13 protein-coding genes are annotated in these 14,839 nt (G+C 72.1%); all 13 read right to left on the bottom strand.

Going from position 1 to position 14,839, the window contains the following annotated elements; all coding sequences use genetic code 11:
• Positions 1–47 precede the first annotated feature (47 nt).
• On the bottom strand, positions 48–1,106 hold the full coding sequence (locus ACFY32_RS07320; protein WP_390673643.1) for a dienelactone hydrolase family protein: 1,059 nt from the start codon (positions 1,104–1,106) through the stop codon (positions 48–50).
• Complete coding sequence (locus tag ACFY32_RS07325; RefSeq protein WP_390673644.1) at positions 1,096–2,205, bottom strand: pectinesterase family protein; 1,110 nt, start codon at positions 2,203–2,205, stop codon at positions 1,096–1,098. Before ACFY32_RS07325 ends, ACFY32_RS07320 begins: the two co-directional genes overlap by 11 nt.
• Positions 2,206–2,273: 68 nt before the next feature.
• Positions 2,274–3,599, bottom strand: a complete 1,326-nt coding sequence (locus ACFY32_RS07330) for a pectate lyase (protein ID WP_359200622.1) — start codon at positions 3,597–3,599, stop codon at positions 2,274–2,276.
• A gap of 33 nt (positions 3,600–3,632) precedes the next feature.
• Positions 3,633–4,415, bottom strand: coding sequence for a rhamnogalacturonan acetylesterase (locus tag ACFY32_RS07335; RefSeq protein ID WP_359200624.1), 783 nt, complete (start codon positions 4,413–4,415; stop codon positions 3,633–3,635).
• 145 nt (positions 4,416–4,560) lie between these two features.
• Positions 4,561–5,922, bottom strand: coding sequence for a sugar ABC transporter substrate-binding protein (locus ACFY32_RS07340; RefSeq protein ID WP_359200626.1), 1,362 nt, complete (start codon positions 5,920–5,922; stop codon positions 4,561–4,563).
• A gap of 78 nt (positions 5,923–6,000) precedes the next feature.
• Entirely contained in the window at positions 6,001–7,506 is a 1,506-nt protein-coding gene (locus tag ACFY32_RS07345) for a family 43 glycosylhydrolase (protein ID WP_390673645.1), read from the bottom strand.
• Entirely contained in the window at positions 7,503–8,348 is an 846-nt protein-coding gene (locus ACFY32_RS07350) for a PmoA family protein (protein WP_359200630.1), read from the bottom strand. Before ACFY32_RS07350 ends, ACFY32_RS07345 begins: the two co-directional genes overlap by 4 nt.
• A complete protein-coding gene (locus ACFY32_RS07355) occupies positions 8,345–9,502 on the bottom strand; it encodes a Gfo/Idh/MocA family protein (protein ID WP_390673646.1) in 1,158 nt (385 codons plus the stop codon). Before ACFY32_RS07355 ends, ACFY32_RS07350 begins: the two co-directional genes overlap by 4 nt.
• Positions 9,499–10,395, bottom strand: a complete 897-nt coding sequence (locus ACFY32_RS07360; RefSeq protein ID WP_359200634.1) for a carbohydrate ABC transporter permease — start codon at positions 10,393–10,395, stop codon at positions 9,499–9,501. The genes ACFY32_RS07355 and ACFY32_RS07360 overlap by 4 nt, the downstream gene beginning before the upstream one ends.
• Complete coding sequence (locus ACFY32_RS07365) at positions 10,392–11,327, bottom strand: sugar ABC transporter permease (RefSeq protein WP_359200636.1); 936 nt, start codon at positions 11,325–11,327, stop codon at positions 10,392–10,394. Before ACFY32_RS07365 ends, ACFY32_RS07360 begins: the two co-directional genes overlap by 4 nt.
• Before the next feature lie 102 nt (positions 11,328–11,429).
• Entirely contained in the window at positions 11,430–13,160 is a 1,731-nt protein-coding gene (gene araD, locus ACFY32_RS07370) for an L-arabinonate dehydratase (RefSeq protein WP_359200638.1), read from the bottom strand.
• Positions 13,148–14,056 (bottom strand): dihydrodipicolinate synthase family protein, encoded by a 909-nt coding sequence (locus ACFY32_RS07375; RefSeq protein ID WP_390673647.1) that lies wholly within the window; start codon positions 14,054–14,056, stop codon positions 13,148–13,150. The genes araD and ACFY32_RS07375 overlap by 13 nt, the downstream gene beginning before the upstream one ends.
• A complete protein-coding gene (locus ACFY32_RS07380; protein WP_390673648.1) occupies positions 14,053–14,715 on the bottom strand; it encodes a GntR family transcriptional regulator in 663 nt (220 codons plus the stop codon). Before ACFY32_RS07380 ends, ACFY32_RS07375 begins: the two co-directional genes overlap by 4 nt.
• Positions 14,716–14,839: the final 124 nt, after the last annotated feature.

A 14,839-nucleotide genomic window follows, 5' to 3' on the forward strand; every position in this document is an offset into this window, starting at 1 on the left:
GCGAAGGATTTCCCCCTCCGCCACGCAAGGAATGCCTCTGACGTCACCTACGGCTGGGCGGCGAGCCAGGTGAACACCTCGTCCTGCATCCGCGCGGGGAAGGCGTGGCCGGTGTCCGGCCACAGCTCCGTTCGCAGCCGGCCGGCCGCACCCAGGGAGCCCCAGACGGCGCGCAGCCTGTCGTAGGCGGTGCGGACGCCCTCGGCGGTGAACAGGGGGTCCTGGGCACCGCCGAGGAACAGCATCGGCTTGGGCGCGGCGATGCTCGCCACGTCGGGCAGGTCGAGGTGCCGGGCCAGCCCGGGGTGCAGCAGGTGGAACGCCGACTGGCCGCGCAGGGTGTTGCCGCCCGGCACCAGCAGCCCCTTCAGGCCGGACATCCAGCAGACGCAGGCCCCGGCGGTGACGGCGTCGCTGAGCGCGGCGGTCTGCCAGGCGCGGAAGCCGCCCATGGAGAACCCGAGGGTGGCGACCCGCCGGGCGTCCACCCGGTCGAGGGAGGCGAGGAACCCGGCGGCGCGTTCGTCCTCGCGGGCCAGCAGCCCGGCCAGCGAGCTGCCGAGGTGCAGCAGGGTGCTCGCCAGGGCCTGCTGGCGTTCGTAGGCGAGGGGCTCGCGGTCGCCCCAGCCGTAGGCGTCGAAGCAGAGCACCACATGGCCGCGCCGGGCGAGTTCGTCGCCCGGGAAGCGGCCGTCGAAGTGCCGGGCCGCCCACTCCTCGGCGGCGCCGCGCCGGGTGCCGTCGTACCAGGGCCTAACCAGTTTCTCCTTGCCGATGTCGAAGCGGGAGCCGTGGTCGTGCAGGAGCAGCACGGCGGGGAAGGGCCCGGGGCCGTGCGGGGTGAGCAGGGCGCCGCGGACCCGGGCGTAGCGGGTGAGGGAGACGGTGACCAGCTCCCGCCGGTAGCCGTCCCCGTCCGCGCGGGCCGAGAACCGGGGGGCGTACGGCGTGGCGTCCTGCCGGTCGACGAAGAGGTGTTCCTCGACCTTGGCGCGGGCCAGCCTCCGCCACCGCGCGAAGTCCCGGACCGGCGCGCTCCCCCAGGCCAGCGGGAAGGTCAGCTCCGCCATGAGCGCCGGGTGGAGACCGGGCAGCTCAGCGGGCATCCGGCCGCCAGTCGCCGAGGTAGGCCCGGCGGGTGTGTGCGGCGGCCTCGGCACGGGTGAGCCGGGGCCGGTTCTCGGGGACGGTGACCGCGGCGCCGGGACCTGTGTTGCGGTACTCCCGGAAGCGCTGCTCCTGCCACGGGTAGGCGTCCCGCATGTCGGCGTACGGCGCGACCGCGTCGATGCCCGCCCCGAGGTGGGTGTCGCGGACGGTGAGCATCGGGCGGGCGGTGAGGTCGGAGCTGGGCACCCAGGGCCGGGCCAGCTTGTAGTAGCCGTCGGGGGCCTCGCTGCTGATCCTGCTGTCCGTCACCAGGTAGCCGCGCGGGTTGGCGCCCGCCGTGGACGGCGCGAACACGAAGCCGTACGGGGCGGCGGCCAGGTCGGTGCGGACCAGGGTGCGGAAGTGGCAGCGCTCGTAGACGGCGGTCGCCCGGCCGAAGACGAAGTCGACGTCGCCCTCGACGTAGCAGTGGGCGTAGTACTGGCGGGCGAAGTGGTCCAGTGCGCGGGTGTCGGCGTACAGGGTGTCCTGGTGGCCGAGGAACCGGCAGTGGAAGAAGGCGGTGCGGTCGCCCTGCGCCTTGAGGGCGACGGCCTGGGTGCCGGTGTAGTCGGGGTGGTCGGCGCGCAGCCAGTCGTTGGCGAAGGTGATCCAGCGGGCGGTGAAGCCGTCGGCCTGCACGGTGGTGGTGGCCGAGCCGCTGGTGCCGTAGGTGCCCGAGCCGTCCGGCTTGGGGGTGCCGGCGGCGTTGTCGTAGACGATGACGGTGTCGCGGGGGTCCTCGGAGGCGCCGATCCAGGTGGTGTCGGTGCGGGTGGCGTCGACGGCGACCGTCTCGCGGTAGGTGCCGGGGGCGAGGACCAGGGTCCATCCGCTGCCGGTGGCGGCGGTGACGGCGGCCCGCACGGAGGTGAAGTCGCCCCGGCCGCGCGGGTCGACGTAGAGGGTCTTCGGGGTGCGGCGGGCGGCCGGGGAGCCGTACCGGCCGAACGGGCGGGGGCGGGCCGAGGCGGGCCCGGCGGTGAGGGCGAGGGCGGCGCCCGTGCCGGCGGTCGCCAGGAGGAAACCCCGGCGGGTCAGGGGAGGTCGGTGCATGCGGGTGCTCCTTCGGGGCGCGGGTGGGCCGGGGCGGTGCGGTCGCCCCGGCCCGGTTCGGGGGTGCGTCAGCGCAGCTTGCCCGCGCCCGCGCCGCGGCCGACGAGGGCGGGGACGGCCTTCGCCGGGTCGACCTTGGTGCGCAGGGTCGGCGTCCAGCCCGCGCCGGAGCGCAGGGTCTCGGCGGGGATCTCCGCGTTGTGCACGGCGATCAGGTCCACGGTCCGGCCGTTGACGCGGTTGTGGGCGGCGGTCACCGGCGCGTCGTTCCACCTCTTCAGCACCTTCGCGGGGCTGATCCCGGCGGGCAGGGTGAAGGCGTTGTGCTCGGCGACCAGCGCGGACTCCTTGCCGATGCCGAAGCTGTAGGAGTAGTCGTCGCCGGCCACGAAGTGGTTGTCGTAGACGTCGACCTGGCCGAAGCGGACCCGGGGGGCGCGCTCGACGAGGTTCTTGAACAGGTTGTGGTGGAAGGTCACCCGCAGGTGCCCGCGGTCGCCGACGGCCGTGGACTCGCTGTCGCTGTTGCCGATCAGGATCGTCTTGTCGTGCTCGGTGAAGACGTTCCAGGACGCGGTGACCAGGTCGGCGCCGCGCACGATGTCCAACTGCCCGTCGTGCTGCTGGTAGAGCATGCCGAAGTAGGTCGGGGCGGCGCTGTCCGGGTGCTCGCCGTCGGTGAAGGTGTTGTGGTCCAGCCACACATGGGTGGAGCCGTAGACGACGGCGCTGTCGTACTCGGAGTTCCAGTTGCCCTTGGCGCCGTCGGTCGGGTCCCACTGCGGGAAGCAGTCGACGGGGCTCTCGAAGGCCAGGTTGCGGACGATGACGTTGTCGACGCCCTTGATCTGGAGGCTCGCGCCCTTGAGGCCGGCGTCGCGGCCGACGCCGACGATGGTGGTGTTGGCGGGCACGCCGGCCTTGATGGCCTGGTCCTGCCGGGCGGCGGAGGCGCGGCGCAGCCCCTCCGGGCTGTCGTCGGGCTCGGCGCTCAGATCGGTGTCCAGACCCCAGGTCCCGGGCGCGTACTTCGCCAGGTAGGCGTCGAAGTCGTAGCCGGGTACGGCGAACGCCTCGCAGCCCTCGGAGACGGCGTCGATGGTGCCCTTCACCTTGATGATCCGGGGCGCGGTGCCCTGGACGGCCAGGGCCTGCTTGAACTCGGCCCAGGTGCTGACGGTGAACACCCGTCCGGCCTCGGCGGCGGCCCCGCCGGTGGTGCCGGTGCCCTGGGCGGCCCACCCGTCCCCGGCCGGCAGCGTCTGCCGGGCGGGGTCGCGGTGGTGGCCGTGGGCCTGGGCGGGGACGCCGGCCAGGCTCAGCACGACGGCCGTGCAGCCCGCCAGAACGGTCGCCCTCTTCATGGCATGCCCATGCCATACACGTCTGTTCATGGTGCGGCTCTCCTTCTGCGAAGATTCTGTGGGTTACGCGGGCCAGTCGATCCAGGACACGGGGATGTCGGCGTCCAGCCGACGCACGTCCCGGTGGGCCAGTACACGGGTGCGCAGCAGTTCCCGCGCGACGATCCGGGCGACCTCGATCGCGCCCGGCGGGTTGAAGTGCGTGTTGTCCTGCTCGGTCGCGGTCCAGTTGAAGTACGTCTTGGTCGCCTCCGCGCCGAGCCGCTGCCACAGCGCCAGCGACAGCGCCTGCACGTCCAGCAGCGCCACGCCCTCCTCGGCGGCGAGCGCCCGTACCGCCGCCGGGTACTCCCCGTGGCTGGGCTGCGCGGTCCCCGCGGCGTCGAACCGGCGCCGCTCGACGGAGGTGGCCAGCACCGGCCGCGCACCGCGGTCCCGGGCCCCGTCGACGTACATCCGCAAGTACTGCTGATACGTCGACCAGGGCTCGGTGTACCGGGAGGGGTCCTCCTTCTTCTCGTCGTTGTGCCCGAACTGCACGAGCAGCAGGTCCCCCGGCCGGATCTCTCCCAGAATCACCTCCAGCCGCCCCTCGTCGACGAAGCTCTTCGAACTCCGCCCGTTCACCGCGTGGTTGACGACGGGCATTCCCTTCCGCACGAAGAACGGCAGGGCCATTCCCCACCCGGTCTCGGGCGCGGCGTCGGCGTACTTCTGGGCGGCGGTGGAATCCCCGGCGATGTGGAGCGTCCGCGATTCATGTGCGCGAGCGGCACCGGCACCGGCGAGAACGAGCGGAACGGAGGCGACTGCGGCCGAGGTGAGCTGTCTGCGGCTGAGCGACATGCCGGTGAACCTTTCGGCGAGGGCGAACGGAACGACCAGGGGCGCGGGGCTGGATCGATGTGCGGCTGCGCCGGGCGGGCGCGGTCGACCACGGACGGCCCGCGGTCCGAGAACCACGGACCGCCCGCGGCGGAACCGAAGAGGATCACCCCTTCTGCTCGTCCCACTCCGCCTGCGCCGCGTTCAGCTCCTCGGCCATCCCGTCCAGGAACGCCTTCGCCGTCATCTTCCCGAGCAGCACCTTCTGGAAGTTCGGCTCGTTGTCGGCCTTGGAGACGGTGTTCCAGTCCGGCAGGTAGTACGGCAACTGCACGATCGTCGTGGAACCGTCGGTCAGCGCCTCGGCCGCCAGCTTCGTGGGCTCCGCCTTGGAGATCCACGCGTCCTTCGCCGCGTCGTTGTTGGCCGGCACCTGGCCCGCCGACTCGTTGAACTTGGAGTTCTGCTGGTGCGAGGTGGCGAACTCGATGAACTTCCAGGCGGCTTCCTTGTTCTTGCTGCTCTTGAACAGACCGAGCCCGTCCACCGGGTTGGAGACCTGCACCCGCTTGCCCGTGGAGCCGACCGGCTGCGGAATGCCGCGGAACTTGTCCGCGCCGAACGCCTTCACGTGGTCCTGGTACGACCCCAGGTTGTGGTTGAGCATGCCGATCGTGCCGGAGTCCCACTGCGCGACCATCTTGGTGAAGTCGTTGTTGAGGTCGGCGGCGGGGGTGACCTTCTTGTAGAGGGCGGCGTACTTCTCCAGCGCCTCCACGTTCTTCGGGTCGTTGAGGGTGGTCTTCTTGCCGGAGGAGTCCCAGAACGAGGTGATGCCGGACTGGCCGTACATCGCGTCCAGGGCCTGGGCGATCGAGCCGGCGCCGCCGCGGATGGTGTAGCCGAACTGGTTCTTGCCCTTGTCGGTGAGCTTCTCGGCGGCCTCGAAGAACGCGTCCCAGGAGGTGGGTTCCTTCAGGCCGGCCTTGTCGAACAGGTCGGTGCGGTAGTAGAGGACGCCGTTGTTGGCGGAGGTCGGCACCGAGTACAGCGTGCCGTCGCCGCCGCCGGCCGCCTTCAGCGACTCGACCATGTCCTCGTTGAGCTTGCCGTCCAGGGCGGACTTCGCGAGCCGGTCGTCCAGCGGGTCCAGCGCGTTCTGCGCGGCGAACCCGGCGAGCATGGCCGCGCCGACACCGCCGACGTCCGGCAGGCCGCCGCCCTGGATGGCGGTGTCGACCTTGGACTGGTACTCGGTGGAGGCGATCCCGACGTACTCGACGTCGATGTCCGGGTTGGCCTTCTCGAAGTCGGCGATGATCGTCTTCCAGACGTCGGTGCGGACACCGCCGTTGTTGTCCCAGAAGACGATCTTGCCCTTGCCGCTGCCCTCGGCGCCCTTGTCGCCACCCGCTCCGCTGCCGTCGTCTCCGCAGGCGGTGGCGGTCAGCGCGAGTACGGCGCCCAGGGCGACGGCGGCCGACGTCCGGCGCCTGCGGGGGCTGCTGCTGCGATTGCTGGTCTTCATTGGTCGGCTCTCTTCTTCGAGATCGAGCGGATGAGTCGAGCGAGGTTGCACGTGCCGTGCCAGGGGCGTGGGGGGAAGTCAGTGGGTGGTGGTGATCCGGAACCGGGTGAACGTGGCGGTGCCGGCGTGTCCCGCCCCGTCCGGGGCGAGCGCGAACAGGCCGAGCAGGGCGCCGACCCAGCGCCAGGGGGTGGCGGCGAAGACCTGGCCGGAGGGGCGCGGGCCCTCGCCGAGGTCGTAGGTGAACCGGCAGCGGGCCCCGGCGCCCAGCTCGACGCGCAGGCGGACGCGTCCTCGCGGGGCGGGCCGGGAGTGGCCGGCGTCCCGTTCGGCGTCGGCGACCGTCTCGGCGAACCGGTGCACCAGGTGCACCGCTCCGTCCGCGCCCCGCTGGAGCCCGATCCAGCAGTACGCGTCCCCGAGGACCGCCAGCCCGGCCCGCGCGCCGGGTTCCTCGCTGTCGAGGCGGAGTTCGACCTCGACCGCGCCGGGCAGGCCGGGCAGCCGCTGGGTGAGGACGTTCGGCAGTCGGCGCAGGTCGTGCGCGTCGGCCGAGCGGACGCAGGTCAGCCGCAGCCCGTCCCCGGAGTGCTGGGTGGCCCAGCCCTCGCGGGGGTTGGCGGTCCACTGCCACTGGCGGCCGTACCGTCCGCCGGGGAAGTCGTCGTCGGTGGCGGGCGCGGCCGGCACCTGCGGCGGCAGCGCGGGACGCCGGTGCGAGCCGACGGGAGCGCCGTCGTCGCCGAGGACCGGCCAGCCCTGAGCGTCCCAGCGCATCGGCTGGAGGTGGACGACCCTGCCGTACGCGCCGCGCTGCTGGAAGTGCAGGAACCAGTCCTCCGCGGCCGCCGTGCGCACCCATCCGCCCTGGTGGGGGCCGTTGACGTCGGTGTCCTTCTGCTCCAGGACGACCCGTTCCTCGTACGGTCCGAAGAAGTCGCGGGAGCGGAAGGCGCCCTGCCAGCCGGTCTCGACGCCCCCGGCGGGGGCGAAGATCCAGAACCAGCCGTCGTGGCGGTAGAGCTTGGGGCCCTCCAGGGTGAACCAGCCGGGGATGCGGTCGCCGTCGACGATCACCTTGCCGTCGTCGAGGAGTCCGGTGCCGTCGGGGTGCATCCGGTGGCCGGTGAGCCGGTTCTTGACGCCGGACCGGGACCGGGCCCAGGCGTGCACGAGGTACGCCTCCCCGGTCTCGTCGTCCCACAGCGGGCACGGGTCGATCAGGCCCCGCCCGGCCTTCACCAGGTGCGGGCGGGTCCAGGGGCCCCGGATCTCGGGGGCGCTGACCTGGAAGACGCCGTGGTCGGGGTCGCCCCAGAAGATCCAGAAGCGGTCGGCGTGGTGGCGCAGGGACGGCGCCCACACCCCGCAGTCGTGCCGGGGCACGGCGAACGCGGCGGCCGGTTCGAGGCGGTCCAGGGCGTGGCCGACGAGGGTCCAGTCGACCAGGTTCCGGGAGTGCAGCAGGGGCAGGCCGGGGACCCGGCCGAAGCTGGAGGCGGTCAGGTAGAAGTCGTCGCCGACGCGGACCACGTCCGGGTCGGACCAGTCGGCGTTCAGCACCGGGTTGGTGTACGTGGTCACGTGGTCACCGCCTTGCGGACCAGCGCGGCGGCGTCCTGCCGGTCCAGGCGGCCGTCGGCGACGACGGTGACGATCCGGCGGACCAGGGTGTCGCCGGGCTCGACGGTGAGCCGTTCGTCGTGGGCCAGGGAGGAGCCGACGCCCGGGTACTCCTCGGTGCGTACGAACCACGGGTCGCGGCGGGTGCGCAGCGTGGCGCCGGCGAAGACCAGGGACCAGGCGGAGCCGGTCAGGGCCAGCCAGTCGGCGGCGGTGCCGTGGACCTCCTTCTCGCCCTCACGGCCGGCGGTGAAGACCTCCGGGGCGGTGGCCTCCTTGCGGGCCCGCCAGAAGAACCCGCCGTAGGCCGCGCCGGGCCGGCCGTTGGTGGCGGGGCTGCCGATGGTCAGGGCGCCCGTGGTGACGTTGGTGAGGGAGAAGGTGAGGTCCAGCGCCCAGGCCCGGTCGGTGAGTTCGGTGGCCGCGACGGTACGGCGCTCGCGGAGCAGTTCGGCACCGGCGGCGACCCAGCGCAGTTCCTCCACGAACCCGTCGGGGTCGCGGAGCTGGAAGGCGGTGTGCCGCTGGGTGCCGTGGTTGTCCAGCTCGGTCGGGCCCCGGTCGCGGACGTAGGTGCGCCCTCCCCAGAAGTTGTGCCCCTCGACGTCGGGGACGGCGACACCGACGCCGAGGTGGTGGAGGTGGTCGGCGGGGCCGGACTCGGTGACCGCCGTGCCGGCCAGGGTGGTGACGGGGTGCAGGTACGGGCGCGGGGAGAGCCGGGCGGGCAGCTCGGGCCGGACCACGTACCGGGCCACGGGGCGGCCCGCGACGCGCAGGACCGGGGAGTCGGTGCCGGTCATCGGGTGCTCACCTCTTTCTGCGGGTGCCGCACGGGCGGCGCCCAGGGGGCGCCCTGCTCGGAGTAGAGGGCGAGGGTGTCGGCGGCGCCCGCGACCAGGGCGTCGACGCCGGGGACCACCCGGCGGCGCTCGGTGTCGATCCGGTGCCAGGCGGAGGCGGGCAGCGGCTCGGGGTCGGGGGCGCGCCGGATGGCCTCGACGACCCGCATGAAGGCGCCGGTCGTCTCCGGCGGCACCAGCAGGGCGGCGCCGGTGGTCAGGTGGTCGAGGAGGTTCTCCAGCAGGTCGGTGCGGCCGTACTCGTACTCCTCGGGGCCGTGGCCGGCCCGCTGGAGCAGGACGCGGTCCTGCTTGTACCAGAAGGTGATCCGGCCCTGGGTGCCGTGCACCAGGACGTACGGCTCGTCGGCGCGTTCGGCGCACAGGGTGGCGGCGACGGTGATCCGCGGGCCCGCCGCGGTGGTGACCCGGACGCAGGAGGTGTCGTCGGCCTCGATGTCGTTGGCGCGGTTCAGCTCGGTCTCGATGAGGGTGACGTCCTCGGCGCGGGTGCCGCCGCCCAGCGCCAGGGCGGTGGCGACGGCGTGCGCGAGGGGGTTGGTCAGCGCCCCGTCGACCACGTCGGCGCCGCCCATCCGGCGCCGCCCGGCCCAGGGCGCCCGCCGGAAGTACGCCTCGTCGCGGACCCAGGCGCCGGCCCCGCCGATCCCGGTGACCTCGCCGATGGCGCCCCGGGCGACCAGGTCCCGGATCGCGGGCACGGCGTGCGAGCCCAGCGACTGGAACCCGATCTGGCAGGCCACGCCGGCCTCGGCGACCCCGTCGGCCATCCGCCGGAACTCGGCGTAGGACGGCGCCGGGGGCTTCTCCAGCAGCAGGTGGACGCCCCGGCGGGCGGCGGTCAGCGCCAGGTCGGTGTGGGTCGGGATCGGTGTGCAGATCACCGCGATCCGGGCGCCGGTGGAGTCCAGCAGGGCGCCGAGGTCGGCGGACTGCTCGGGCGGTTCGGCGCCGTACTCCTCCTCGGTGAGGGGGGTCAGCTCGCAGATGCCGGCCAGGCGGACCAGGCCCGCGCCCTGGAGGCGGCGCAGGTTGGCGACGTGCCAGCGGCCGTGGCCGCGGGCGCCGGCGAGGACGACGGGAATCGGGTTCACCCCTTCACCGCCCCCGCGCTGAAGCCGGTGATCAGCCACTTCTGGATGAAGGCGAAGACGATCACGACGGGGACGGCCGCGATGATGCCGCCCGCGGCGAGCGCGCCGAGGTCGACGCTGTCCGCGCTCATCAGGGTGTTGAGGCCGACCGGGATGGTCTGCTTGCTCTGGTTGTTGAGGAACATCAGGGCGAACAGGAAGTGGTTCCAGGAGTGCACGAAGGCGAAGGAGCCCACCGCGATCAGACCGGGGCGCAGCAGCGGCAGGACGACGATGCGGAAGGCCCGCAGCCGGCCGCAGCCGTCGACCCAGGCGGCCTCCTCCAGGGAGTACGGCACGTTCTTGATGAAGTTGCTGATCAGGATCATCGACAGCGGCAACTGGAAGACCGTCTCGGCGATGATGACGCTGCCCAGCGAGTTCAGCATCTGCAGGTTGGCGAAGATCTCGAACAGCGGGACCAGCAGCAGCGCGCCGGGCACGAACTGGGAGCAGAGCAGCGCCAGCATGAACGCCCGTTTGATCTTGAAGTCGAAGCGGGCGAGGGCGTAGCCGCCGGCCAGCGCGACGACCGTGGTCATCACCAGGGTGGCGAGGCCGACCAGGACGCTGTTGCCGAAGTAGGTGCCGAAGCTGCGTTCCGTCCAGACCTTCTCGAAGTGGTCGAAGGTGATCGGCCAGGGCACCAGGGAGGTGGAGCCGGCCGGGCGCAGGGAGAACAGCAGAATCCAGTAGAACGGGATGAGGGTGAAGACCAGGTAGATGCCGAGCGGCAGATAGATCTGCCAGCGCGGGACCTCGTCCCAGGAGGGGCGCTTCTTCGAGGGGCGCGAGGGGGCGGGGGCGGCCGGGGCGGGGGCGGGGGCGGCCACCGTGGCTTCCTTGGTGATCACTTGTTGTCGCCTCCGAACTTGCTCAGCCGCAGGTAGATGATCGAGCAGAAGAGCAGGATCACGAACGCGACGGTGGTCAGCGCCGACGCGTAGCCGAAGTCGTGGGACTCGACGGAGGTGTTGGCGATGTACAGCGGGAGGGTGGTGGTCTCGCCCGCGGGTCCGCCGCCGGTCAGGGTGTAGAGCAGGTCGACGTTGTTGAACTCCCACACCGCGCGCAGCAGCGTGGACAGGATGATCGCGTCCTTCAGGTGCGGCAGCGTGATGTGCCAGAACTGCTTGATCCGGCTGGCCCCGTCGACCTCGGCGGCCTCGTAGAGGTCCTTGGAGACGGACTGGAGGTCGGCGAGGATGAGGATCGCGAAGAAGGGCACGCCCCGCCAGAGGTCGGCGACCACCGCCGCCGAGAAGACGGTGGAGGTGTCCGACAGCCAACTGGTGCCGTAGGAGCCGATGCCCATGTCGGCGAGGTAGCGGGTGACGCCGGTCTGGGAGTTGTAGAGCAGCACCCAGATCGCGGAGGTCAGGACGCCGGAGACGGCCCAGGGCGAGAAGACCAGGGCGCGGCCCAGGCCCCGGCCCACGAAGGTCTGGTTGACGATCAGGGCCAGCGCGAGTCCGAACAGGAGCTGCAGTCCGACCTCGACGAAGACCCATTTGGCGCTGAAGACGAGGGTGTCCCAGAAGACCGGGTCGTCGGTGAAGATCTTCGTGAAGTTGTCGAAGCCCGCGTAGCCGTTCCGCCACGGTTTGGTGGGGTTGTACTCCTGGAGGCTGTAGTAGAAGACGCTGATGACCGGGTAGGCGATGAAGCCCAGCATCAGCAGACCCGCCGGGGCGATCAGCAGGTAAGGGAGCCTGCGCGGTGTGGCGGAGGCACGGCGCCGCCTCGCTGGCGCGGGCGGTTTCGCCACGGCTGCGGCTTGGGCCATGACTGTTCTCCGTTTCTCGGTACGTCGTGCGTGGGTCGTGCAGGAAGCGCTTTCTCCGGGTGCAGGGGTGTGCGGTGGTGCTTTTGTGCCGGGGGGTTGGGGTCAGCCGGCGTACGGGTCCTGCACGGTGCCCGGACGGGCGAGGAACTCGAAGTCGCAGCCGGTGTCGGCCTGGGTGATCTGTTCGTTGTAGAGGGCGCCGTAGCCGCGTTCGTACCGGGCCGGGGGCGGGGTCCAGCCCGCGCGGCGGCGTTCCAGCTCGGCGTCGTCCACTTCGAGCCGGAGGGTGCGGGCCTCGACGTCGAGGGTGATCAGGTCGCCGGTGCGGACCAGGGCGAGGGGGCCGCCGACGTAGGACTCGGGGGCGACGTGCAGTACGCAGGCGCCGTAGCTGGTGCCGCTCATCCGGGCGTCGGAGATGCGGACCATGTCGCGGACGCCCTGCTTGAGCAGGTGGTCGGGGATGGGCAGCATCCCGTACTCGGGCATGCCGGGGCCGCCCTTGGGACCGGCGTTGCGCAGGACGAGCACGCTGTCGGCGGTGATGCCGAGGGCGGGGTCGTTGATGGTGCGCTGCATGGTCCGGTAGTCGTCGAAGACGACGGCGGGGCCGGTGTGCCGCAGCAGGTGCGGTTCGGCGGCGATGTGCTTGATCACGGCGCCGTCGGGGCAGAGGTTGCCGCGCAGCACGGCGACCCCGCCCTCGGCCGCGACCGGGTTGCCGCGGGGCCGGATGACGTCGTCGTCGTGGACCAGGGCGCCCTGGAGCTGTTCGCGCAGCGTGTCGTGGGACACCGTGGGCCGGTCCAGGTGGAGCAGGTCGGTGATGCGGGAGAGGAACCCGGGCAGTCCGCCGGCGAAGTGGAAGTCCTCCATGAGGTACTTCTGGCCGCCGGGGCGGACGTTGGCCAGGACCGGGACCGTGCGGGCGATGCGGTCGAAGTCGTCCAGGGTGAGCTTGACGCCCGCCCGGCCGGCCATGGCGATCAGATGGATCACGGCGTTGGTGGAGCCGCCGAGGCCCAGGACGGTGGTGACGGCGTCCTCGAAGGCGTCCGCGGTGAGGATGTCGCTCAGCTTGCGGTCCTGGCGGACGAGTTCGACGATGCGCAGTCCGGCCGCGGCGGCCATCCGGTCGTGCCCGGAGTCGACGGCCGGGATGCTGGAGGCGCCGGGGACCGTGACACCGAGGGCCTCGGCGGCGGCGGTCAGCGTGGAGGCGGTGCCCATCGTCATGCAGTGGCCGGGCGAGCGGGCCAGGCCGCTCTCCAGTTCCTGCATCTCGCAGTCGCCGATGAGCCCGGCCCGCTTGTCGTCCCAGTACTTCCACATGTCGGTGCCGGAGCCGAGGGTCTCGCCCCGCCAGTGCCCGGGGAGCATCGGCCCGGCGGGCACGAACACGGCCGGCAGGTCGACGCTGGCGGCGCCCATCAGCAGGGCGGGCGTGGACTTGTCGCAGCCGCCCATCAGGACCGCCCCGTCCACCGGGTACGACCGCAGCAGTTCCTCGGTCTCCATGGCGAGCATGTTGCGGTAGAGCATCGGGGTCGGCTTCTGGAAGGTCTCGCTGAGCGTGGAGACCGGGAATTCCAGCGGGAAGCCGCCCGCCTGCCACACGCCCCGCTTCACGGCCTGCGCGCGGTCGCGGAGGTGGACGTGGCAGGGGTTGATGTCGGACCAGGTGTTGAGGATCGCGACGACCGGCTTGCCGAGGTGCTCCTCGGGCAGGTAGCCGAGCTGGCGGGTGCGGGCGCGGTGGCTGAAGGAACGCAGTCCGTCCGTGCCGTACCACTGGTGGCTGCGGAGTTGCTCGGGTGTCTTCATATGGACCATCCGGCGGCGATGGCGGCGACCTCGGCGCGCTCGCTCTCGGGCAGCGGGAAGCTGGGCGGGCGGACCTCCCGGCGGCACAGGCCGAGTGAGGCGAGGGCCTCCTTGACGACGGTGACGTTGTTGGCGGAGCCGTTGGCGGCGCGCAGCTCCTCGAAGCGGCGGATCTGCTCCCAGACCTTCATGGCGGCCGGGTAGTCGCCGGCCCGCAGCGCCTCGATCATGTTCAGCGAGACCGCGGGGGCGACGTTGACCAGCCCCGAGGTGAAGCCGGTGGCGCCGGCGGAGAAGTAGGAGGGGGCGTACGGCTCGGCGAGTCCGGCGATCCACACGAAGCGGTCCAGGCCGGCGTCGCGGGCGAAGGCGGCGAACTTCGCCGCGTCCGGCACGGCGTACTTCACGCCGATGACGTTGGGGCAGGTGTCGGCGAGTTCGGCGAGGCGGGCGCCGGTGAGCTGCGCGTTGCGGATGTAGGGCACCACGCCCAGTTCGGGTACGGCCTGGGCGACGGCCCGGTGGTAGTCGATCCAGCCGGCCTGGGAGACGTAGGGGTGGACGGGCTGGTGGACCATCACCATGGTGGCGCCGAGGTCGCGGGCGTGCCGGGCGGAGGCGACCGCGGTGGGCACGTCGTGGCCGACGCCGACCAGGATCGCGGCGCGGTCGCCGGCCTCCTCGACGGTCAGCTCGGTGACCAGGCCGCGCTCGGCGGGGGTGAGGGCGTAGAACTCGCCGGTGTTGCCGTTGGGCGTGAGGGTGGTGATGCCGGCGTCGAGCAGCCGGCGCAGCAGGGCCCGGTGGGTGGCGGGGTCGACGGTGCCGTCCTCGGCGAACGGGGTCACCGGGATGGCCACGACGTCGGCCAGGGCCGCGCGCTGGGTCTCGAACGTCCTTGTCATGCCTGACCGTCCTCTTCGTGGGCCGCGGAGTGGGGGAAGGCCCGATCGACGAACGACGCGATGTGTGCGTGCAGGGCGCGTGCGGCGCCGTCCGCGTCGCGGGCGAGGGCCAGGCGGAGGATCTCCTGGTGCTCGTCGGCCTCCCGCTCCCAGGAGGGGTCGGCGGCCCAGGCGACGGCGGAGACGAGGGCCGCCTGGTCGCGGACCTCGTCGAGCATCCGGCCGAGCAGCGGGTTGCCGCACGGCAGGTACAGGGCGCGGTGGAACTCGCGGTTGGCCAGGGACCGTTCGGCGGTGTCCGTCGCCCGGTCGGCGCGGGCCAGGGCGTCCCGCGCGGCGTCCAGGGAGGCCCCGCGGCACACGGCGCGCTTGAGTGCCTCGGGCTCCAGGAGCAGTCGCACGTCGTAGACCTCGCGCGCCATGTCCGCGTCCACCATGCGCACCGTGACGCCCTTGTACTGGCTCATCACGACCAGTCCGGTGCCGGCCAGCGTCTTCAGCGCCTCGCGGACCGGGGTCTTGGAGACCCCGAACTGCGCGGCGAGCTCGGTCTCCACCAGGGCCTGACCCGGGGTCAGCTTCCCGGTGAGGATGCGGCGTTTGATCTCCTCCAGCACGTACTGCGTGCGGGAGGGGATCGGCGTGGGCACAGAGGTCATGCGCGCCTCTCGGAATCGCGTCGAATCGCGTATCGGATCTCACGTATGGGATCTCGCGTATCGCGTCTCATATATGACGTACGAAGTACGACGCGTTGAAGGTAGAAGCGCCGTGATGTTTCGT

Origin of the sequence: Streptomyces sp. NPDC000134, from assembly GCF_042899225.1 — a bacterium.
In the GTDB taxonomy this organism is placed as follows: Bacteria; Actinomycetota; Actinomycetes; order Streptomycetales; family Streptomycetaceae; genus Streptomyces.